This window comes from Agromyces capsici, from assembly GCF_058349965.1.
Window position 1 is genome coordinate 748,605 of sequence record NZ_JBYRET010000001.1, and the last position, 20,684, is coordinate 769,288.

Annotated in this window: 22 protein-coding genes; 9 read left to right on the forward strand and 13 right to left on the reverse strand. The window is 72.0% G+C overall.

Annotation, left to right across the window (positions count from 1 at the left end; genetic code table 11):
- Positions 1 to 16: 16 nt before the first annotated feature.
- On the forward strand, positions 17 to 475 hold the full coding sequence (locus AC3RKB_RS03695) for a hypothetical protein (RefSeq protein WP_491434626.1): 459 nt from the start codon (positions 17 to 19) through the stop codon (positions 473 to 475).
- A 2-nt stretch (positions 476 to 477) separates the two neighbouring features.
- Here the strand turns inward: AC3RKB_RS03695 and AC3RKB_RS03700 are convergent, their stop codons facing one another.
- Complete coding sequence (locus tag AC3RKB_RS03700; protein ID WP_491434627.1) at positions 478 to 843, reverse strand: DUF1801 domain-containing protein; 366 nt, start codon at positions 841 to 843, stop codon at positions 478 to 480.
- Between the two features lie 115 nt (positions 844 to 958).
- On the opposite strand from AC3RKB_RS03700, the gene AC3RKB_RS03705 reads away from it, so the two are divergent.
- Positions 959 to 1,801 (forward strand): formylglycine-generating enzyme family protein, encoded by an 843-nt coding sequence (locus tag AC3RKB_RS03705; RefSeq protein WP_491436745.1) that lies wholly within the window; start codon positions 959 to 961, stop codon positions 1,799 to 1,801.
- 9 nt (positions 1,802 to 1,810) lie between these two features.
- Here the strand turns inward: AC3RKB_RS03705 and AC3RKB_RS03710 are convergent, their stop codons facing one another.
- The 3 genes from AC3RKB_RS03710 to AC3RKB_RS03720 form a co-directional block, all read right to left on the reverse strand.
- Positions 1,811 to 2,545 carry a flavodoxin family protein gene (locus AC3RKB_RS03710; RefSeq protein ID WP_491434628.1) on the reverse strand — a complete coding sequence of 245 codons (735 nt, stop codon included), beginning with the start codon at positions 2,543 to 2,545 and terminating at the stop codon, positions 1,811 to 1,813.
- A gap of 73 nt (positions 2,546 to 2,618) precedes the next feature.
- Positions 2,619 to 3,152, reverse strand: coding sequence for an adenine phosphoribosyltransferase (locus tag AC3RKB_RS03715; RefSeq protein ID WP_491434629.1), 534 nt, complete (start codon positions 3,150 to 3,152; stop codon positions 2,619 to 2,621).
- 38 nt (positions 3,153 to 3,190) lie between these two features.
- Positions 3,191 to 3,736 (reverse strand): hypothetical protein, encoded by a 546-nt coding sequence (locus AC3RKB_RS03720; RefSeq protein WP_491434630.1) that lies wholly within the window; start codon positions 3,734 to 3,736, stop codon positions 3,191 to 3,193.
- 125 nt (positions 3,737 to 3,861) lie between these two features.
- Between AC3RKB_RS03720 and AC3RKB_RS03725 the strand changes: the two genes are divergently transcribed.
- Positions 3,862 to 4,323: a DUF3817 domain-containing protein gene (locus AC3RKB_RS03725; RefSeq protein WP_491434631.1), complete on the forward strand. Its 462-nt coding sequence runs from the start codon at positions 3,862 to 3,864 to the stop codon at positions 4,321 to 4,323.
- Between the two features lie 120 nt (positions 4,324 to 4,443).
- The gene (locus tag AC3RKB_RS03730) at positions 4,444 to 5,955 is read left to right on the forward strand and encodes a M28 family metallopeptidase (RefSeq protein ID WP_491434632.1); all 1,512 of its coding nucleotides are present in this window, start codon (positions 4,444 to 4,446) and stop codon (positions 5,953 to 5,955) included.
- Positions 5,956 to 6,051: 96 nt separating this feature from the next.
- Here the strand turns inward: AC3RKB_RS03730 and AC3RKB_RS03735 are convergent, their stop codons facing one another.
- On the reverse strand, positions 6,052 to 9,234 hold the full coding sequence (locus AC3RKB_RS03735) for a carbohydrate binding domain-containing protein (RefSeq protein WP_491434633.1): 3,183 nt from the start codon (positions 9,232 to 9,234) through the stop codon (positions 6,052 to 6,054).
- A gap of 331 nt (positions 9,235 to 9,565) precedes the next feature.
- On the opposite strand from AC3RKB_RS03735, the gene AC3RKB_RS03740 reads away from it, so the two are divergent.
- A complete protein-coding gene (locus AC3RKB_RS03740) occupies positions 9,566 to 10,381 on the forward strand; it encodes a shikimate 5-dehydrogenase (RefSeq protein ID WP_491434634.1) in 816 nt (271 codons plus the stop codon).
- A 31-nt stretch (positions 10,382 to 10,412) separates the two neighbouring features.
- Here AC3RKB_RS03740 and AC3RKB_RS03745 read toward each other — a convergent pair whose 3' ends face one another.
- The gene (locus tag AC3RKB_RS03745) at positions 10,413 to 10,946 is read right to left on the reverse strand and encodes a tetratricopeptide repeat protein (RefSeq protein WP_491434635.1); all 534 of its coding nucleotides are present in this window, start codon (positions 10,944 to 10,946) and stop codon (positions 10,413 to 10,415) included.
- Positions 10,947 to 11,163: 217 nt separating this feature from the next.
- Between AC3RKB_RS03745 and purL the strand changes: the two genes are divergently transcribed.
- Genes purL through AC3RKB_RS03760 form a run of 3 tightly spaced genes read left to right on the forward strand, consistent with a single transcriptional unit; the run spans position 11,164 to position 14,249 of the window.
- A complete protein-coding gene (gene purL / locus AC3RKB_RS03750; RefSeq protein ID WP_491436746.1) occupies positions 11,164 to 13,476 on the forward strand; it encodes a phosphoribosylformylglycinamidine synthase subunit PurL in 2,313 nt (770 codons plus the stop codon).
- Positions 13,477 to 13,495: 19 nt separating this feature from the next.
- Positions 13,496 to 13,993 carry an NUDIX domain-containing protein gene (locus tag AC3RKB_RS03755; protein WP_491434636.1) on the forward strand — a complete coding sequence of 166 codons (498 nt, stop codon included), beginning with the start codon at positions 13,496 to 13,498 and terminating at the stop codon, positions 13,991 to 13,993.
- 1 nt (position 13,994) lies between these two features.
- Positions 13,995 to 14,249 carry a hypothetical protein gene (locus tag AC3RKB_RS03760; RefSeq protein WP_491434637.1) on the forward strand — a complete coding sequence of 85 codons (255 nt, stop codon included), beginning with the start codon at positions 13,995 to 13,997 and terminating at the stop codon, positions 14,247 to 14,249.
- A 9-nt stretch (positions 14,250 to 14,258) separates the two neighbouring features.
- Here AC3RKB_RS03760 and AC3RKB_RS03765 read toward each other — a convergent pair whose 3' ends face one another.
- Entirely contained in the window at positions 14,259 to 14,795 is a 537-nt protein-coding gene (locus AC3RKB_RS03765; protein ID WP_491434638.1) for a hypothetical protein, read from the reverse strand.
- A 129-nt stretch (positions 14,796 to 14,924) separates the two neighbouring features.
- Between AC3RKB_RS03765 and AC3RKB_RS03770 the strand changes: the two genes are divergently transcribed.
- A complete protein-coding gene (locus tag AC3RKB_RS03770; RefSeq protein ID WP_491434639.1) occupies positions 14,925 to 15,314 on the forward strand; it encodes an SHOCT domain-containing protein in 390 nt (129 codons plus the stop codon).
- 64 nt (positions 15,315 to 15,378) lie between these two features.
- On the opposite strand, the gene AC3RKB_RS03775 is transcribed toward AC3RKB_RS03770, so the two are convergent.
- Genes AC3RKB_RS03775 through AC3RKB_RS03800 form a run of 6 tightly spaced genes read right to left on the reverse strand, consistent with a single transcriptional unit; the run spans position 15,379 to position 20,676 of the window.
- Positions 15,379 to 15,798, reverse strand: coding sequence for a pilus assembly protein CpaE (locus tag AC3RKB_RS03775; protein ID WP_491434640.1), 420 nt, complete (start codon positions 15,796 to 15,798; stop codon positions 15,379 to 15,381).
- Complete coding sequence (locus AC3RKB_RS03780) at positions 15,795 to 16,007, reverse strand: hypothetical protein (protein ID WP_491434641.1); 213 nt, start codon at positions 16,005 to 16,007, stop codon at positions 15,795 to 15,797. The genes AC3RKB_RS03775 and AC3RKB_RS03780 overlap by 4 nt, the downstream gene beginning before the upstream one ends.
- Positions 16,004 to 16,972 carry an SDR family NAD(P)-dependent oxidoreductase gene (locus AC3RKB_RS03785; protein ID WP_491434642.1) on the reverse strand — a complete coding sequence of 323 codons (969 nt, stop codon included), beginning with the start codon at positions 16,970 to 16,972 and terminating at the stop codon, positions 16,004 to 16,006. The genes AC3RKB_RS03780 and AC3RKB_RS03785 overlap by 4 nt, the downstream gene beginning before the upstream one ends.
- The gene (locus AC3RKB_RS03790) at positions 16,969 to 17,328 is read right to left on the reverse strand and encodes a chorismate mutase (RefSeq protein WP_491434643.1); all 360 of its coding nucleotides are present in this window, start codon (positions 17,326 to 17,328) and stop codon (positions 16,969 to 16,971) included. Before AC3RKB_RS03790 ends, AC3RKB_RS03785 begins: the two co-directional genes overlap by 4 nt.
- Before the next feature lie 19 nt (positions 17,329 to 17,347).
- Positions 17,348 to 19,672, reverse strand: a complete 2,325-nt coding sequence (locus tag AC3RKB_RS03795; RefSeq protein WP_491434644.1) for a heavy metal translocating P-type ATPase — start codon at positions 19,670 to 19,672, stop codon at positions 17,348 to 17,350.
- Positions 19,672 to 20,676, reverse strand: a complete 1,005-nt coding sequence (locus tag AC3RKB_RS03800) for a DUF8832 domain-containing protein (protein WP_491434645.1) — start codon at positions 20,674 to 20,676, stop codon at positions 19,672 to 19,674. The genes AC3RKB_RS03795 and AC3RKB_RS03800 overlap by 1 nt, the downstream gene beginning before the upstream one ends.
- Positions 20,677 to 20,684 lie beyond the last annotated feature (8 nt).

The following is a 20,684-nucleotide window of genomic DNA, read 5'->3' on the forward strand; positions in this document are numbered from 1 at the left end:
ATGCCGGAGGGACCGAATGACCACCACGACCCCGGACGCGTCGAGCACGCCGACCGCGCCGACCGACCCCATCACCCCGGCCGCAGACGCGCCGCCGCCGATGTTCCACCCCGCGCCCGCCGCGTCAGCGCCAGCGCCCGCGCCCGGTCAGGCCACGCCCGCCGGAGCGGCGCCGCCCGTCTCCACCGCGCCGGTGACCGCGCCGGAACGCATGCCCTGGTATCGCCGTGTCTGGGTGCTCGCCGTCGGCGCGGTGCTGCTCGCGCTGCTCTCGTTCGCGGGCGGCTTCGTCGCGGGCAACGCCGCCGCGCTGTTCGACGGCGTCTTCGGCGTGCCCACGGGCGTGCCATCCGGCCCGGGCTGGATGGACGACGGCGACGGCGACGGCTTCGGACCCGGCCGTCCCGGCTTCGGCGATCGCGGCGAGATGCCCGGCATGGACGGAACCGAGGACGGCACGACCTCGATGAACTGAGGTCAGTCCGCGTCGCGGGCGGCGACCCATGCCCGCACGATGTCCTGAAGGGCCGCGCGTTTGGCCTCGAGGTCACCGGCGTCGGCGAACTTCGCCACGCGCGACACGTCGCCCTCGCCCTCGAGCAGGCCCGACGGGTCGGGCAGTTCGGCGCCGCGGTGGAACATGAGGCTGACGTGCTTGGTCGACTTCGGGTAGAACGACGCGATGTTGCCGCGGTACATGAAGGTCGGGGCCTGCCACTTGATCGTCTCGGTGATGCGCTCGTCGGCGTCGAGGACTGCGTCGCGGACGGCCATGACCAAGTCGCGCTGCGGGTTGCCGTAGCGCTCGAACCACGCGTCGACGACCGGGTCGTGCTGCCCCATGCCAGCAGTATGGCATCGGCCGGATGGCGCGGCCAGACCCGGGTGGTCGCGCCGCGGGTAGCCTGATCCGGTGAGCCTCACCGAACTCGTCGAGCTGCCGGGCGGCGTCTTCCTCATGGGCTCCGACCGGCATTACCCCGAGGAGGCGCCGCAGCACGAGCGCCGCGTCGAGCCGTTCGCGATCGAGCGGCACCCGGTCACCAACGCGCAGTTCGCCGAGTTCGTCGCCGCGACGGGATGGGTCACGGTCGCCGAGCGCGAGCTCGATCCGGCCGAGTTCGCAGGCGCCGATCCGGCCGAGCTCGTGCCGGGCTCGCTCGTCTTCACGGCGACCGACGGCCCCGTCGACCTGCGCGACTGGCGGCAGTGGTGGCGGTGGGTGCCGGGCGCGCAGTGGCGCCATCCGTTCGGGCCCGGTTCGACGATCGACGATCGGATGGACCACCCGGTCGTGCACGTCTCGTTCGCGGATGCCACGGCCTACGCCGAGTGGGCCGGCCGCCGCCTGCCCACCGAGGCGGAGTGGGAGTACGCGGCGCGCGGCGGGCTCACCGGAGCCGAGTACGCGTGGGGCGACGAGCGCGAGCCCGGCGGCGAGGTCATGGCGAACACCTGGCAGGGCGCGTTCCCGTACCGCAACGAGGGCTGGGGCGGCACGTCGCCCGTGGGCTCCTACCCGGCCAACGGGTTCGGACTCGTCGACATGATCGGCAACACGTGGGAGTGGACCGTTGATGCGTTCACGCCGCGACACCTGCCGCCCGGCGCGGCGTCGGTCGATCGCGGCGAGCGCGGCGACCTGCTCGCGGGCGCCCCGGCGTCGCAGGCGCTGCGCGTCACCAAGGGCGGCTCGCACCTGTGCGCGCCGGAGTACTGCCGGCGGTACCGCCCGGCCGCGCGGTCGTCGCAGGCCGAGGACTCGGCGACCACGCACCTCGGCTTCCGCTGCGCGCGCTGAGCTTCCGCGTCAGCGGTACTCGGGGTTCGGATCGTCGGGCACGGGCACGTACCCGAAGTGCTCGCCCGAGTCCCACTCCGACCGAACGTTGCCGATCGCGGGGATGCCGCCCGCCTGCTTCAGCAGGTGCGCGAGGTGCATGAGGTTGTAGGTCATGAACGTGGTGTTGCGGTTGGTGAAGTCGTTCTCGGGCCCGCCCGAGCCCTCGTCGAGGTAGCTCGGCCCCGGGCCCGCCTCGCCGATCCAGCCGGCGTCGGCGGCCGGCGGGATCGTGTAGCCGATGTGCTGCAGGCTGTAGAGGATGTTGGACGCGCAGTGCTTGATGCCGTCCTCGTTGCCGGTGATGATCGCGCCGCCGACCTTGCCGTAGAAGGCGTACTGGCCCTCGGTGTTCTTCTCGCCGCTCATCGCGTAGAGCCGCTCGATGAGCCGCTTCGTGACCGACGAGTTGTCGCCGAGCCAGATCGGTCCGCCGACCACGAGGATGTCGGCGGCCGCGACCTTCGGCCAGATCAGTTCTGGCCACGCGTCGTACTGCCATCCGTGTTCGCGCATGTCGGGGTAGACGCCCGTCGCCACGTCGTGGTCGACGAGGCGGAGGCTCTCGACGGCGACGCCGTGCTCGCGCATGAGGCGGATGCTCGCATCCATGAGGCCCTGCGTGTTGCTCACCTCGGGCGAGCGCTTCAGGGTGCAGTTGACGAAGACGGCGCTGAGGTCGCTGTAGTCGGGTTCGGCTGCCATGGGCCGAACGTACTCCGACCGCGAGCGGATGGCGCTGCCTTGACAGGCGACGTTCAGGCGCGCCGAGGGGGCCTCAGTAGGTCAGCAGGCTGTGGATCTCGTAGCGGTCGCCGAGCCGCGCACGCCCGCCGAGCGCCTCGAGCTCGATCGCGACCGCGATGCCGGCCACGTGCCATCCGGCGCGCTCGACGAGACGCGCGGCGGCCTCGACGGTGCCGCCGGTCGCGAGCACGTCGTCGACGATCAGCACGCGCGACCCGGGTTCGAGCTCGCCCTCGTGCACCTCGAGCGCGGCGGTGCCGTACTCGAGCTCGTACTCCTCGCGGATCACCGCGCGCGGCAGCTTGCCGGCCTTGCGCACCGGCAGCACGCCCGCGCCGCAGAGCGCCGACGCCGCGCCCGCGAGCAGGAACCCGCGCGCCTCCACGCCGGCCAGGTCGTCGAACCGTCCCGCGAACGGCGCCGTCAGCGACTCGGCGAGCGCGTGGAACGCCGGACCGTGCGCGAACACCGGGGTGAGGTCGCGGAAGACGACCCCGGGCTCGGGGAAGTCGGGGATGGTCGCGAGCTTGGACTCGACGAGGGCGCGGACCTCGGACTCGTGCATCCGGCAAGGGTATCCCCGGCGGCGGCGCGGCCGCCCGCTCAGTGCACGAGCGCGCTGAGCCAGATCACGAGCAGGCCGAGGCTCGCGGTGACGACGGCGCTGAGCAGGTGCCATCCCCACGACCCGCCGCGACGCGCCGCCGTGACCCAGCCGATGACCGCGAGCACGGCGGTGCCGACCCACAGCGCGAGGTAGTACGCCACGTACTCGTCGAGCCAGCCGATCGCGGCCAGCCCGAGGAACGCGGTGGGCAGCACCATCGCGAGCAGCAGGCCCGACGAGTCGGCGGCCGACGCGAGCGCGGCGGCCCAGATCGCACGCCACCGCGGCCGGCCCGACTCGGGTCCCTCCTCGCGTGCGATCGTGCCCGCGTAGACGTGCGCGAGCCAGAACACGGCCGTCGTGCCGAGCGTGAACAGGAGCACCTCGAGGTCGGTGTCGTCCTCCCAGCCGATCGCGATGAGCGCGCTGACGAGCACCACGCCGTAGATCGCGGACTCCGTGCGGTACGCGCGCAGCACGAGCCCCGCCTGCTTCACCGCGGTGTCGACCGCGTTGCGGCCGGCCGAGTCGCCCTCGCCCATCGGCGCCCCCTCCGACGTCGTGCCCGTGCCCGGTCCTCGGCCGGTCTTGCGGCGTCCATCCTTCGACGGATGCCGCGCCCAGCCGCGATTGCGAGGATGGAGGGACCCCCACCCCCAGGAGCATCGTGTCACCCCTCCGTCTCTTCCGCAGCCTCGCGATCGCCGAGGCGATCACCTGGACCCTCCTCATCACCGGCCTGATCCTCCGCGCCACCGCCGGCCTCGACGTGGCCGTCGTCGTCGGCGGCTCGATCCACGGGTTCGTCTTCCTCGCGTACGCCGCCACCGTGCTGCTCGTCGGCGTGAACCAGCGCTGGAGCATCGGGCTCATGGCGCTCGGCGTCGTGACGGCGATCGTGCCGTACGCCACGGTGCCGTTCGAACTGTGGCTCGTGCGCCGCGGCCGCCTCGCGGGCGACTGGCGTCGCGAGGCGGGCGATCACCCCGCCGACGACAACGTCGTGAACCGGCTGCTGCGCTGGGGACTCGCACGGCCGGTGCTGCTCACCGTGCTCGCCGTGGTCGGCGTCGCGGCGGTGTTCGCCGCGCTGCTCGTCGTCGGCCCGCCCGGCGGCCGCGAGGCGTGACCGGGGCCGCTGCCGCGCACCCGCTCGGTCGGAAGCGACCCTCGACAGTCGTGACGAAGGCTCAGTAGTCTCGCACTGGACGCGCACCGCGCCCGCTCCACCGAAGACTAGGAGCACCTCATGGGGATTCGTCTCGTCCGAGCGGTTGCGGGCCTGTCCGCGTCGGCCGCTCTCATCATCACCGGCGGCGCCGTCGCCACGGCTGCCGCGGCATCCTCCTCCTGCGACACCCGCGTCAACAACACCATCGCCAAGCTCCTGGAGTGCGTCGAGCTCGAGGGCGTGCGCGAACACCAGGCGGTCTTCCAGGACATCGCCGACGCCAATGGAGACACGCGCGTCTCCGGGAGCCCCGGGTACGACGAGTCCGTCGACTATGTCGTGGAGCGCTTGACCGCGGCGGGCTGGCAGACCAGCGTCCAGGACTTCCAGTTCCAGACGTTCATCAGCCTGACGCCGCCCGTGCTCGAGCGGATCGCGCCGCCACCGGCGGGCCCCGTGTCGACGACCATCTTCAGCTATTCCGGCAGCGGCGACGTCACGGCGGCAGTCAGTCGGCCGGCCGACGCCGGCAGCGGCAACGAGGGCTGCGACGCCGCCGACTTCGCCGGGTTCACGCCGGGCCACATCGCCCTCGTGCAGCGAGGTTCCTGCACCTTCGCGATCAAGGCGACGAACGCGTACAACGCAGGCGCCACGGCGGTCGTCATCTGGAACAACCAGGCGGGCGTCATCAACGGGACGCTCGGAAACGGCTTCTCGCTGGACCTCCCGGTCGTGTCCGCGACTCAGGCTGACGGCGCTGCGCTCGCCGCCGCGATCCCCGGCCTGACCATGCGAGTGGCGACCGAGACGTTCCGCGGCATCGCGACGACCTACAACGTCCTGGCCGAGCTGCCGGGCAAGAACGCGAACAACGTGGTCATGGCCGGCGCGCACCTGGATTCGGTGAACGCGGGTCCGGGCATCAACGACAACGGCAGCGGATCGGCCGCGCTCATCGAGATCGCCGAGAACCTCTCCAAGGTCACGCCGCAGAACACCCTGCGCTTCGCCTGGTGGGGTGCCGAGGAGTCCGGGCTGGTCGGGTCGAACTACTACGTCGCCAACCTCCCGCAGAGCGAGCTCGACCGGATCGCCCTCTACCTCAACTTCGACATGATCGGCAGCCCGAACCACGTCTTCTTCATCTACGACGGGGATGACTCCGACGGTGTCGGGGCGGGTCCCGGGCCGGCCGGTTCGGCGCAGATCGAGCAGACGTTCGAGGCGTACTTCGAGTCCGTCGACGAGCCGTACAAGGGCACCGATTTCTCCGGTCGCTCCGACTACAGCGCCTTCATCCTCGCCGGCATCCCCGCCGGCGGCCTCTTCACCGGCGCCGAGGGGATCAAGACGGCCGAGGAGGCGGCGATCTGGGGCGGCACGGCGGGACAGCAGTACGACCCGTGCTACCACCTGGCCTGCGACACCTTCGCGAACAACAACGACCACGCACTCGATGTGAACTCGGACGCGGTCGCCTACGCCTCGCTGTCGTACGCGATGAGCACCGAGCTCATCAACGGCACGAAGTCCAAGGGCAACTTCCGGCCGCCCGTGCACGAGCACGAGCACGAGTCGGTGCAGTAGTCGCACCTCCGGGGCGCCTCGTCCCGGCATGACGAAGGGCGGGGCGGATGCCGCGGCATCCGCCCCGCCCTCGTTCGTCGGGTCAGGAGCGCCCGGTCACTCGACGGTGACGCGGTCGATCGACACCGTGCCCTTGCCGGCGAACGTCAGGGAGTAGCCCTGCACATCCGTCAGCGTGAGGCCGTCGTCGGGTGCGCCCGCGGGCTGCTCGTCGGCCCGCTCGAACGCGTCGAACGGAACGGTGACCTGCTGCCAGCCGGTGCCGCGCACGACGGTGCTCGCCGCGAACCGCTCGGCCGTGTCCGGCGCCTGGTAGACGCGGACGTAGTCGACCGTGAGCGACTGCGGGAACTCGAGGTCATCGCCGAGCGCGCCGCCGAAGTTGCCGCCGATGGCGACGTTGGTGAGCAGCGAGAACGGGTGGTCGAAGACCCACTCGTTCGGCGCGACATCCGCCGGGTCGGCCTGGTGGTAGACGATGCCGTCGACCGACCAGACGATCTCCTCGGGCGTCCACTCGACCGCGAACTCGTGCCAGTCGCCGGGCACGGGGGCGCCGAAGTCGTAGATGCCGCCGTACGACTGACCGCCCGAGTAGCCGGGACCGTGGATGGTGCCGAAGATCTCGTTCGGCAGGCGGCCGACGAACTCCATGACGTCGATCTCACCGGTCTGGGGCCAGCCGACCTCGCGGAAGTCGGTCCCGAGCGACCACACGGCCGGCCAGATGCCCGAGCCCTCGGGGACCTGGACGCGCGACTCGATGCGGCCGTACTCGAACTCCTGCTTCTGCTCGGTGATCAGGCGCGCCGACGTGTACTCGCACGGGCCGTACCAGCACTCGAGGTCGGTCGTGGCCGGGTCGATCTCGCGGGCCGTGATGACGAGGTTGCCGTCGCCGTCGAGCGCCGCGTTGTCGGTGCTGTCGGTGTAGTACTGCAGCTCGTCGTTGCCCCAGCCCCAGCCGCCGGTCTCGTAGGTCCAGTTCTCGGGGTTCGCCGGTGCGCCGGCCGGGCCGTCGAACTCGTCGCTCCACGCGAGCTCCCACGTGTCGGGGCCGCCGTCGGGCGCCGGGTCGTCCTGGATCTCGATAGTGATCGGGGTCGCCTTGGCCGAGCCGTTCACCCAGAAGCTCAGCCCCTCGGCGTCCGACCAGTCCTGGCCGCCCGCGAACTCGCGACCGAGCGTCGACTCGCCCGTGTAGGCGAAGTCGGCGACGTTCTCGTAGGCGTCCTGTCCCTCGTAGCCGTCGCCGGAGTCGGCGGCGATCTCGCGCGTGGTGAGCGTGGACTTGCCGGTCGTGTCGTACAGCCACGGCGTCGTCTCGAAGTCCTCGACCAGGGTCGGGTCCTTCTCGTCGTCGTCCTGGATGCTCACCGTCGCGGTGCGCACGAAGCCGAACTCGGCCTGCTGCGGGTCGGACAGCCGGACCACGAAGGTCTCGTCGACCTCGTACTTGCCGTCCTGCAGCGTCGGCAGCTCGATGGTCGCCTCACGCTCGCCGGCCGGGATCGTGACGGTGCCGCTGACCGGCGTGAAGTCGCGGTCGGCGGTGGCCGAGAGGTCCTCGGTCGCGGTGCGCGCCTCGATCGAGAGCGACTCGTAGTCGACCGTGACCTCCGTCTCAGCGACGCGGTTCAGGCGGATGACACCGGTGAGCGTGTCGCCCTCGGTGACCTCGTACCCGGCCCGGTCGAACCCGACCGACAGCGCGGGCGGCTCGGCCTCGCCGTAGAGGAGCACGTCGTCGTAGCGGAACGTCTGCGGCGCGTTCGTGCGCAGCGACCCGAACGCGTAGCCGTGCATCTCGGTCAGCGTCAGGCCGTCGTTCGGGGCGTTGTTGCCGATGTTCTTGCGTGAGAACTCGTCGAAGTCGAACGTGAGGAAGCGCCATCCGCGCCAGTCGTCGCTGTACGACACCACGAAGCGCTCGGCGTCATCGGTGGTCGAGCCGGGGTTGCGGTTGTCGAGGAGGTCGAGGAACAGGTCGGTGCCCGAGCCGTTGCCGTACATCCAGAAGCCGATGCCCTCGTACGTCGACCAGTCCTGCGTGGTCCACGCGTCGGCCGTCTCGTTCGTGAAGTTGCGCACGACCACGCCGAAGGAGGTCACGTCGAAGTCGGCGGCGAGCACGTCGTTGTCGGCGGGTGCGCCGGGGATCGGAGCGGGCGCGACAGCCGTGCGCTCGAAGGCGACCGTGCTGCTCGGGTCCTGCGCGCCGAACCATCCGACGGGGATCCCGCCCGCGTCGCCCTGAACGAGCGGCGCCTCGTGGTCGTCGACGATGAGGGTCCGCCCGTCGGGCGGTCCGACGACCTCGCCGTCGTCGTCGAGGATCGTGACCTCGAGCGCCGACACGCTGCCGAGACCGGCGCCCGCCGGGTCGGCCAGCTCGAGCGTGAACGTCTCGGAGGCCTCTTCGGCGTCGTCGGCGACGGTAGCGACCTGGACGGTGCGGCTCGTCTGCCCGGGGGCGAACTCGACGGTGGTCGACGGGTCGACGACGTCGTCGCCGACGGTCGCGGTGCCGTCGACGGCGCCGAGCGCGACGGTCACCGTCTCGGTCGACGCGAGGTCGAGCCGCACCTCGACGTCGAGCACGTCGCCCTCGATCGCCTGGTCCTCCGCCACGGCGAACGAGACGGAGGGCTGCAGCTCGGTGTCGGAGTAGACCGCGATGTCGTCGACGCGGATCGTGTCGGCGCCGTTCACCGCGGGGATCGCGTAGCCCCAGAGGGAGGTGAGGCCGAGACCGTCGTCGGGCGCTCCTCCGGGCTGGTAGTCGGTGGCCCGACCGAACGCCGACCAGGGCAGCACGACCTCGCGCCATCCGTCGACGTCGTCGACGAGGTCGACGTCGAAGCGCTCCGAGGCGTCGGCGTTGGGGCCGCCGTCGAAGAGCTCGACCTGGTACACGGCGCCGTTGCCGGACCCGTCGACCATGAGGCGCACGCCGTCGAAGGCGCTGTAGTCCCGTGCGGCTCCGAAGGTCTGCCCGACGCCGCCGAACGACCCGGGGGCGGTGACGTCCCAACCGTAGGAGACGACCTTGGTGGGCTCGGTCTGACCGGGCTTCGCGTCGGGCGAGTCCGCCGCGACGTCCACGATGCCGAATCCGGCCGCGCCGTAGGAGAAGAAGCCGTCGGGCGCGCCGGTCTCGAAGTCGGCGATCACGGCGAGGCTGCCCGCGGCCGCCGCCGCCGGGACCGCCGCGATCAGGGGCACCGCGACGACGGTGCCGGCGAGCAGAACCCCTAGTGGGCGTGAGAGCGCTCTCATTCTGACGTCCATTCTTGCTCCATTGCAGTTGTGGGATGGGTCGACCGAGCTGGTCCGGGTCAGGTTACGCAGATCACCCGACGGTCCGCAACCCCTTGTGATCATGCGGTTCTCGACGCGCCCAGGGCGGGTCGTGGCATCCGCCTGCGGGAAACCGCTCACCGGCCCGTTCTTCGAGAGAGCGCTCTCACAACAAATCCCAGCGTCGTCGGCCGCGCGTTCGGCCCCGTCACGCCCGCCGCGCACCGATCAGGTCACCGACTCACGCGAAAGGGCCCGATGTCGGGCCCTTTCGCGTGAGTCGGGTGCGGGCCACGGGGAGAATGGGCGCATGCCCATCCTCAACAAGGACATGCAGGTCTGCATCTCGCTCTCGGGTCGCCCGTCGAACCTCGGCACGCGGTTCCACAACTTCCTCTACGACGAGCTCGGCCTGAACTTCCTCTACAAGGCGTTCACGACCGACGACCTCGAGGGCGCGATCCGGGGCATGCGCGCGCTCGGCTTCCGCGGCTGCTCGGTGTCGATGCCGTTCAAGGAGGCGGTCATCCCGCTCGTCGACGTGATGGAGGAGTCGGCCGCGGCCATCGAGTCGGTCAACACGATCGTCAACGACGGCGGCCGGCTCTCGGCATCCAACACCGACTACGAGGCGGTCGCCCAGCTCATCGCCGAGCACGGCCTCGACCCGGCGGAGCGCGTAGTGGTGCGCGGCTCGGGCGGCATGGCGAAGGCGGTCGTCGCGGCGTTCCGCGGCGCCGGATTCGACGACCTCACCGTGCTCGCCCGCAACGCCGAGGCCGGGCCGGCGCTCGCGGAGAAGTACGGCTACGCGTGGGAGGGCGAGGACCCCGAGCCATCCTTCGACGTCATCGTCAACGTCACCCCCCTGGGCATGCAGGGGGCGGATGCCGCGACGCTGGCCTTCGACGAGTCGTTCATCGAGCGCGCCTCGACGGTCGTCGACGTGGTGGCGTTCCCCGCCGAGACGCCGCTCATCCGGGCCGCGCGCGCGTCGGGCACGCCCGTCATCACGGGAGCCGAGGTGATCGCGCTGCAGGCCGCGCGACAGTTCGAGCGCTACACGGGCGTCGCGCTGACGCGCGACCAGGTCGAGCGCGCCTCGGCCTTCTCCCGCGCCGAGTAGGGCCGGCGCCGCGGCATCCGCTGCCCTCGGGCTACGCGTGGCGCTCGGCGCGCTCGACGCGCTCGGCGTCGATTCCGACGAGGTACGCGGCGTTGCCTCGCAGTGCGGCCTCGTACCGGCGCACTTCGGGCACGGCGATCCCGTCGGCGACCAGGGCGAGCAGTTCGCCCACTGCGGCGTTGCTGCGGCCCGCGGCGTGCAGGGCCAGCGCGTGGAACGCGCGCACCGACGGCGAGTCCGGCCAGCCGGCCCGTGCACGCTCGAGCGCGGCGAGCGACTCGTCGAACCTGCCGAGGATCCGGAGCGTGCTGCCGTACTGCATGAGGCACTTGCGAAGCGACTCGCCCGCAAGACCGGCCGCCATCGCCGCCTCGTAGTAGCCGAGCGCCGTCTGCTCCTCACCGGCGGTGTCGTAGGACCCGCCGACCTCGTAGAGCACCTCGGCGTCGCCCGGGTGCTCGTCGAGCAGCGCGAGGAACGCATCGATCGTCGGCTGCATGTCCGCGCGGTCGCGGGCGTCGAAGATGCGGCGGATGGTGTCGGCGAGTCCAGGCGTCGGAGTCATCGCCCCAGCCTGCCGCCTCACGCGAGCACTCGCCGCTCCGACCGCCGAGCATGCGAGCGCCGTGCTCACGTGAGCGCGACGGGTAGAATCGCAGGGTCCGGCATCCGCCCCGCGGCATCCGCTCGCCGCCACCTTCTGGAGCTCGCCACCCGTGACCACTGAGACCTCGCCCACTGCTGCCAGCACCGCACGGCCGGGCGACCCCGCCGCGGCCGAGATGATCGAGGCGCCCCGCACCGCGAAGCTCGACACCGTCGAGGTCGCCGCCGCCAGCCCCGAGAAGGAGCAGCCGTACGGCGCGCTCGGCCTGAAGCCCGACGAGTACGAGCGCATCCGCAACATCCTCGGCCGGCGCCCCACGAGCGCCGAGCTCGCGATGTACTCGGTCATGTGGAGCGAGCACTGCTCCTACAAGTCGTCGAAGATCTACCTTCGCCAGTTCGGCAAGAAGGTCACGCCCGAGATGAAGCAGCACCTCATGGTGGGCATGGGCGAGAACGCCGGCGTGCTCGACATCGGCGAGGGCTGGGCGGTCACCTTCAAGATCGAGTCGCACAACCACCCGAGCTACATCGAGCCGTTCCAGGGCGCCGCGACCGGCGTCGGCGGCATCGTGCGCGACATCATCTCGATGGGCGCGCGCCCGGTCGCCGTCATGGACGCCCTGCGCTTCGGCGCCATCGACCACCCCGACACGGCGCGCGTGGTGCACGGCGTCGTCGCGGGCATCAGCTTCTACGGCAACTGCCTGGGCCTGCCGAACATCGGCGGCGAGACCTGGTTCGACCCGGTGTACCAGGCGAACCCGCTCGTCAACGCGCTCGCCGTGGGTGTGCTCCGGCACGAAGACCTGCACCTCGCCAACGCGAAGGGCGCCGGCAACAAGGTCGTGCTGTTCGGCGCCCGCACGGGCGGCGACGGCATCGGCGGCGCATCGATCCTCGCGTCCGACACGTTCGCCGAGGGCGGCCCCACCAAGCGTCCCGCGGTGCAGGTCGGCGACCCGTTCGCCGAGAAGGTGCTCATCGAGTGCTGCCTCGAGCTGTTCGCCGGCGACCTCGTCGAGGGCATCCAGGACCTGGGGGCGGCGGGCATCTCGTGCGCGACCTCCGAGCTCGCGTCGAACGGCGACGGCGGCATGTCGATCGTGCTCGACGACGTGCTGCTGCGCGACCCCACGCTCACGCCTGAAGAGATCCTGATGTCCGAGAGCCAGGAGCGCATGATGGCCATCGTGCGCCCCGAGAAGCTCGCGGGCTTCCTCGAGGTCGTGAAGAAGTGGGATGTCGAGACCTCCGTGCTCGGCGAGGTCACCGACACCGGCCGCCTCTCGATCACCTGGCGCGGCGAGGAGATCGTGAACGTCGACCCGCGCACCGTCGCCGTCGACGGCCCGGTCTACGAGCGCCCCGTCCGGTACCCCTCGTACCTCGACGCGCTGCAGGCCGACACGGCCGCCGACCTCGCCCGCCCGCAGACGGGCGACGAGCTGCGCGCGCAGTTCCTGCAGCTCGTGGGTTCGGCGAACCAGGCGGATGCCGCGTGGATCACGAACCAGTACGACCACTACGTCCTCGGCAACACGGCGCTCTCCTCGCCCGACGACGCGGGCATGATCCGCGTCGACGAGGAGTCGGGCCTCGGCGTCTCGGTCGCGACCGACGCGAACGGCCGTTACTCGCAGCTCGACCCGCGCGCCGGTGCCCAGCTCGCCCTCGCCGAGGCGTACCGCAACGTCGCCGTCACGGGCGCGAAGCCCATGGGCGTGAGCGACTGCCTCAACTTCGGCTCCCCCGAGAACCCCGAGGTCATGTGGCAGTTCGCGCAGTCCGTCGAGGGCCTGGCCGACGGATGCCTCGAGCTGGGCATCCCCGTCACGGGCGGCAACGTCAGCTTCTACAACCAGACCGGCGACGTGCCGATCCACCCGACCCCGGTGGTCGCGGTGCTCGGCGTGATCGACGACGTCGCGCGCCGCGTGCCGTCGGGCTGGCAGGACGAGGGCCACAACATCTACCTCCTCGGCGACACGTTCGCCGAGCTCGACGGCTCGGCGTGGGCCGGCGTCGTGCACGGCCACCTCGGCGGCCTCCCGCCGTACGTCGACCTCGCCCGCGAGAAGCAGCTCGCCGAGCTGCTGCAGGCGGCGGCGCTCGAGGGCCTCATCGACTCGGCGCACGACCTCAGCGACGGCGGCCTCGCGATCGCGCTCGCCGAGGCCGTGAACCGCTTCGGCGTCGGCGCCCGCGTGTTCCTCGGCGAGGTCACCGAGGACGCCGGCATCGACCTCGCGACGGCGCTCTTCTCCGAGTCGACCGGTCGCGTGATCGTCACGGTGCCGCGCGAGGACGACGTGCGCTTCCGCGGCCTCTGCGAGGGTCGCGGCTACGCCGTGCGCCGCATCGGCGTGACGGATGCCGCGTCGCAGGCGCTCGAGGTGCAGGACGCGTTCACGGTGTCGGTCGACGAGCTCCGCGGCGTGAATCGCGCCCCGCTGGCCGACGCGTTCGGGCCGGTCGTCGGATACTGACCCGGTCCGGCGGCGCGCGATGAACGACGAGCCGCGGCACACGTACCCCGCCGACTACGCCGCCGCGCACGGCTCCTTCGCGCTCATTCCGGCCGCATACGTGTTCCTCGTCGACGGCGAGCGAGTGCTGCTGCAGATGCGCGCCGGCACGGGCTACTACGACGACTGGTGGGCGGCCTCCGCGGCCGGGCACGTCGAGTTCGGCGAGACGGTCATGGCGGGCGCCGTGCGTGAGCTGCTCGAGGAACTCGGCGTCGAGGTCGCCGAGTCCGACCTCGAGCCGATCACCGCGATGCACCGCACGGCACCCACGGGCCTGCCGGTCGACCAGCGGCTCGACGTGTTCTTCGTCGCGCGGTCGTGGCGCGGCATCCCGTCGCTGCAGGAGGAGAAGGCGAGCGCGCTCGAGTGGTTCCCGCTCGACTCGCTGCCCGAGCGGCTCGTGCACCACGAGCGGTTCGCGCTCGAAGGATGGCGCGACGGCGGCCTGCCCGCGATCACGGCGTTCGGGTTCTGACGTGGAGGTCGCGGTCGGCATCCTCGCGGCGCTCTTCGCGGCGGCGCTCGTGGTGGGCATGACGGTACGCGCGATCCGGGCGCCCCGTGGTCAGCGGATGCGGGCGGCGTTCGGTCCGATCATGGGCGCCGGCGAGACCTACCAGGAGTTGCACACGGGGCAGCGCGGGCTGCAGGACTCGGTCATCGAGTCGATCGCCGAGCAGGAGCAGCGCCCCTCGCGCACCGACGCCGACGACGGCCGCGGCGCACGCTGAGGCCGCCGCTCACGCGCCCTGCGGCGGGTTCACGAGCAGGTCGACGCGCTCGGCAAGGTACGACTCGAACGGGATGAGCGCGTCGGGTTGCGTCGGGCTCCACCGTACGAGCACCTCGTCGCCGCGCATCACGAGGGTGCCGGATGTCGCGCCCGCGGCGAGCGCGCCGGCGTCGAGTTCGATCGGCTCGGCGTCGAACACGACGGTCGCGCCCTCGGCCAGGCCGCCCTTGATCGCAGCAGCACGGTAGGCGCGCTGCTCCGCGACGGCCTCCGCCGTGACGCTCTTGCGGACCGCCCGCTCGGCCCGGATGACCCGTCCCGTGGCGTACAGCCGCCCGTGGGCATCGAGCAGCAGCACTCCGAGCCGCCAGACCGGCCCGATCATGTGCATCCGAGGCGCGCGCGGGATCCCCATCACCCGGCGCCCCGGCACGTACTCGGCGAGCGTCTCGGTCCGAGCGGATGCCGCGGCGAGCGCCCGCACGGCCCGACCGACGGCCTCACGCGCCCGTTCCACCGCCGCCGCGGCATCCGCCCCACCCATGTCCCGAGCGTATTCGGCGCGCGCGCTCGGAAGCGACGTGCCTTAAGTCCCATGCGGCGTCGGCGACCCGTCACTAGCGTCAGGGCCACGCGGGAGTGACCCTCACACCCACGAGAGAAGGGGAACGCCGTGAACACCATCTGGGACTTCTTCGTCTGGCTCTTCTGGTTCTACGTGATCATCTCGTGCATCTGGATCTTCATCACGGTGTTCGTCGACATCTTCCGGGATCCGGAACTGAACGGCTGGGCGAAGGCGCTGTGGGTGCTCTTCCTCGTGTTCCTGCCGTTCCTCGCGGCCTTCGTCTACCTGATCGCGCGGGGCAAGAGCATGACCCAGCGCAACATGGAACGGGCGCAGGCGATGAACGCCCAGCAGAGCGAGTACATCCGGTCGGTCGCGGGCACGCAGCAATCGGCGGCGGGCGAGATCGAGTCGGCCAAGAAACTGCTCGACAGCGGCGCCATCACGGCGGCCGAGTACGAGACGCTCAAGGCCAAGGCGCTCCAGTCGGCCTGAGCAGCGGAGGGTTCGATCGCCCGCGGCGCCGTGCAGAACGGATGTCGCGGGCGGTCGCCTGCGCTCAGCGGGTGCGTTCGATGAGCGCGAGCAGCGCCATCCCGTAGGCCTCGGCCGCATCGGGGTGTTCGAAGCGACGCGGTTCACCGGCGAGGTCGATCTCGACCTCGAATGCGTCGGGCAGCCGGCGCAGGGCACGGAAGGTCGCGCGGAGCAGCTCCCGCAGCTGGTCCTCGCGCGGCAGCCACACCGCGTCGGCGAGCGCGACGGAGTCGAGCGCCCACTCGGTCGTGCCGTTGAAGGCGAGGATCGTGCCCGTGGGGTACTTGCGGGTCTCGATCGTCATGTCGCTGACCGTGAACGTGTCGGCCTCGACCTCGGCCTCGACGTTGCTCGGCAGGTCGAGCTGGAATCGGTCGCCGGAGTCCGGATGCCACACCAGCCCCGCGTCGCGAAGCTGCAGTGACAGCTCGCGGCTGATCATCGGGACTCCCCGTCGGGGCGGCGCCGTATGCGGGCCGGCCCGAGGCCCGCGGCCAGGCCGACGATGATGATGCCCGCGAACAGCAACCCGTAGCGTGCCGTGAAGATGCCGATCACCCCGAGCACGACGCCGACGATCACGAGCACGCGCGCGATCCGCAGCCGGGTCCGCGGCTGCGACCACCAACGCCCGACCACGCCGCGGATCACGATCCGACCGCCTCGGCGTCGAATCGGACGCCCGTCGCCTCCTCAGCGAACGCCCACACGCGCGCCCCGACGCGCGGGTCGCGCGACGTGCGCGTCGGCGTCGCGAGTCGCGGCTCGCCCTTCACGGCATATCTCGGACCCCAGAACTGCCCGCCCTCGACGTCGTCGGCCGCGACCGCGTGCACGATCACCTCGGCGCCGCGGTGCTTGCCCTGCGCGAACGGCGCCTGGAGCGCGTCGGCGAACCGGTCGATGCGCGGCGGCGCGCTCACCCCGGGCACGCGCGGGGTGCGACCCGAGATCGAATAACCCGGGTGGGCGACGAGGCTGTGCACGCGGGGCGTCGCGGATGCCGCGCCGACGGCCTCCGCACCATCCTCCGCCGCACGGCGCAGCCGCCGGTCGAGCTCGAACGCGATCGACGCCGCCGCGATCTTCGACTGCGCGTACGCGCGCCACGGATCATAGGAGCGACGCTGCTCCAGGTCGTCGACGCGGAACGACGACAGCCGCGTCGACAGCGAGCCCAGCGTCACGACCCGCGCGCCCGCGGCGAGGTTCGGCACGAGCCGCGCGAGCAGTGCGAAGTGCCCGAGCACGTTGGTGGCGAGCACGAGCTCGTGCCCGTCGACGCTCTCCAGGCGTGCGCCGGGCGTGTGGACCATGCCGGCGTTCAGCACCATCGCGTCGAGCGGCGCACGATCGAGCAGGTGCTCGACGCCCGCGTGCACCGAGTCGAGGGAGGACGTGTCGATCACGAGCGTGTCGACGGCGGCCTGCGGCATCCGCTCCCTGATCGCGGCGACGGCCGCGGCGAGCCGTTCGCGGCTTCGACCCGACAACGTGACGTTCGCGCCCGCGCCGGCGAGCCGTGCCGCGGTGAAGAACCCGAGCCCGGCGTTCGCGCCCGTGACCAGCACGGAGCGCCCCGCCTGCGACGGGATCGGCACCGGGTACCAGCTCACGCGCGGTCCGTGCCGACGGGGGCGTCCGCGCCGTTGCCGTCGGCGAGCGCCTCGTGGTGCTGGATGACCTCGGCCACCACGAAGTTGAACCACTTCTCGGCGAAGGCCGGGTCGAGGTGCGCGTCCTCCGCGAGCGCCCGCAGCCGGGCGATCTGGCGCCGCTCGCGATCGGGGTCGCTCGGCGGCAGCCCGTGCGTCGCCTTGAGGCGCCCGACCTGCTGGGTGAACTTGAAGCGCTCGGCGAGCAGGTGGATCAGCGCCGCGTCGATGTTGTCGATGCTCGAGCGGATGCCGAGCAGCTCCGTCATCGCGGCGTCGCGATCGTCGAACGGGGCGGCGGGGGTCTCGGCGGTCATGCTTCGACCCTACGGCCACTCAGGCCCGGCCGCTCCCGACCGCCGAACGGAAGGCACGGAGTCGGAGGCTGTTGCCGACGACGAACACGCTCGAGAACGCCATCGCCGCCCCGGCGAGCATCGGGTTCAGCAGGCCGAGCGCCGCCAGCGGGATCGCCGCGACGTTGTACGCGAACGCCCAGAACAGGTTGCCCCGGATGACGCCGAGCGTGCGCCGCGACAGCCGGATCGCGTCGACGGCCGCGAGCAGGTCGCCGCGCACGAGCGTGAGGTCGGCTGCCTCGATCGCGACGTCGCTGCCGGTGCCCATCGCGATGCCGAGGTCGGCCTGCGCGAGTGCCGCGGCGTCGTTCACGCCGTCGCCGACCATCGCCACCGACCGTCCCTCGCCCTGCAGGCGCGCGACCACGGCGGCCTTGTCGGCGGGCAGAACCTCGGCGATCACGCGGTCGATGCCGACCTCGGCGGCGACCTGCCGCGCGACGGTCTCGTTGTCGCCCGTGAGCAGGATCGGCTCGAGCCCGAGCCCCCGCAGGCGGGCGACCGCATCGGCGCTCGTGGGCTTCACGGCGTCGGCGACGGTGAGCGCGCCGCGCACGGCGCCGTCCCACGCGACGACGACCGCGGTGCGGCCCTCGGCCTCGGCAGCGGTGACGGATGCCGCGACTCTCGCGTCGGGCTCGATCGCCCACTCGGCGAGCAGCGCGGGCCGGCCCACGAGCACGAGGTGCCCGTCGACGACGCCGTGCACGCCGAGCCCGGGGCGGTTCTCGAACGACTCGGACGTCGGGAGCGCGCCGACGCGAGCGGCCGCGCCATCCGCGATCGCCTTCGCGACCGGGTGCTCGGACGCGTGCTCGAGCGCGCCCGCGAGGCGGAGCAGCTCGGACTCGTCGACGCCGTCGGCCGGGTGGACCCCGGCGAGCGACATCCGCCCGCTGGTGACCGTGCCGGTCTTGTCGAGCACGATCGTGTCGACGCGACGCGTGGACTCCAGGACCTCCGGGCCCTTGATGAGCACGCCGAGCTGCGCACCGCGACCGGTGCCGACGAGCAGCGCCGTGGGGGTGGCGAGCCCGAGCGCGCAGGGGCAGGCGATGATGAGCACCGCGACGGCGGCCGTGAACGCGGCTGCCGGCGGGAAGCCGCCGCCGAGCCACATGCCGAGCGTGCCGACCGCGATCAGGATCACGACGGGCACGAACACGCCCGCGACGCGGTCGGCGAGCCGCTGCACCTGCGCCTTGCCGGCCTGGGCGTCCTCGACGAGCCGCGCCATCTGGGCGAGCTGCGTGTCGGCGCCGACGCGGGTCGCGCGCACCACGAGGCGTCCGCCCGCATTGACCGTGGCGCCGATGACGGCGTCGCCGGCCTCGACCTCGACCGGCACCGACTCGCCGGTCACGAGCGACGCGTCGATCGCGCTGCGCCCCTCGACCACGATGCCGTCGGTCGCGATCTTCTCACCGGGACGCACGACGAACGCGTCGCCCACCGCGAGCTGCTCGACCGGGATGCGGGTCTCGACGCCGGCGCGGAGCACCGCGACGTCCTTCGCGCCGAGTTCGAGCAGCGCGCGAAGCGCCGCACCCGCGGCGCGCTTGGAGCGCTTCTCGAGGTACCGGCCGAGGAGCACGAACATGGTCACGCCCGCGGCGACCTCGAGGTAGAGGTTCGACGCGCCGTCGCTCGGCGCGACGGTCAGCTCGAACGGGTGCACCATGCCGGGCTCGCCCGCCGTGCCGAGGAACAGGGCGTACAGCGACCAGAGGAATGCCGAGGTCACGCCGAGCGAGACGAGCGTGTCCATGGTCGCGGCGCCGTGCCGCAGGTTCACGAGCGCCGCGCGGTGGAACGGCCATGCCGCCCATGTGACCACCGGCGCGGCGAGGGCGAGCGAGGCCCACTGCCAGTAGGTGAACTGCAGCGCGGGGATCATCGAGATGAGGATGACCGGCACGGAGAGCACGATCGACGCGATGAGCCGGGTGCGCAGCGAGCGCAGCTCGGCGTCGGCGCGCGACTCGGCGGCCGGGGCCGCGCCCGCGTGCGTGCCGGCCCCTCCGGTCGGGGCAGCGGGCGGTGCAGGCGGCGCGGGCACCTCGGCCCGGTAGCCGGCGGCCTCGACCGCGGCGATCAGCTCCGCCGCGTCGACGCCCGCGGGCGCGGCCACGCGCGCCTTCTCGGTCGCGTAGTTCACCGTCGCGGTGACGCCGTCGAGCTTGTTCAGCTTCTTCTCGATGCGCATCGCGCACGACGCGCAGGTCATGCCGCCGATCTCGAGTTCGACGATCCGCTCGTCGGCCGCGGCGCCCGCACCGGACGTCGCGAGGTCGGTCGTCATCAGTGGTCCTCCCCGTGGCCGCCCTCGGTGGCCCCGTGCGACCCGCCGTCGCCGTGCGACCCGGCGCTCGCGCCATCCGCCGCCGTTGCCGTCGCGGTGACGACGAACGGCACCGACCGCACCACGCCGTCGAGCTGCAGGTCGAGGTAGAGCAGGTACCGACCCGCGGTGGGCGCGGTCGCCATGAACGAGATCTCGGGACCGGCGTCGGTGACGCCGTCGCCGGGCTCGCCCATCGGGTGCACGTGCAGGTACGCGAGGTCGCCCTGGCGGAGCGCCACGAGGTGACCGTACGCGCCGAGGTACGGCTCGAGCGTGGTGACGGGCTCGCCGTCGCGCAGCACGGTGAACACGAGCTCGCGCTCGCTGCCGGCGACCAGCGAGCCCTCGAGCTCGACGGTGAGGTCGCCGACCGTGCTCGCGAGCACGTCGGCGGTGCGCGGTTCGGGCATGAAGTCGCCGGCGACGTCGACCGTGCTCGTGAGGGTGACGGTCTCGCCGTGCGCGCTCGGCACGAAATCGGCGAACACGCGGTAGGTGCCCGCGGCGTCGAACGTGAACGGGATGGTCCACGTGCCCCGGCCGTCGGTCTCGGGGTGCACGTGCCGGAAGTGCGCACCGTCGGTGCGCACCACGATCAGGTGCAGCTGCTTGTCGTGTGCGGTCTCGTACTCGGTCACGGGCGCGCCCGTACCGTCGACGAGGGTGAATGCGATCGTGCCGGCCTCGCCCGCGGCCGCCGGGGCGGTCAGTGCGGTGAGGGCGTAGCCGCGGTGCGAGACCGAGAGGCCCCGCACGTCGTCGGCTGCGGTCGGTGAAGCGGATGTCGCGGCGCCGGCGTGCCCGCCGTGCCCGGATTCTGCGGTGTCCATCGGGTGCTCCTCGTTCGAGGTCCATGCGGCCGAGGCGTCGGCCGGGATGACGAGTGGGGCGGCGACGAGCGCGACGGCGAAGACCGCCGCCGCACCCGCCGCGAACAGCCCCAGCTTGGCGGCCGTGTGCATGTCGACCG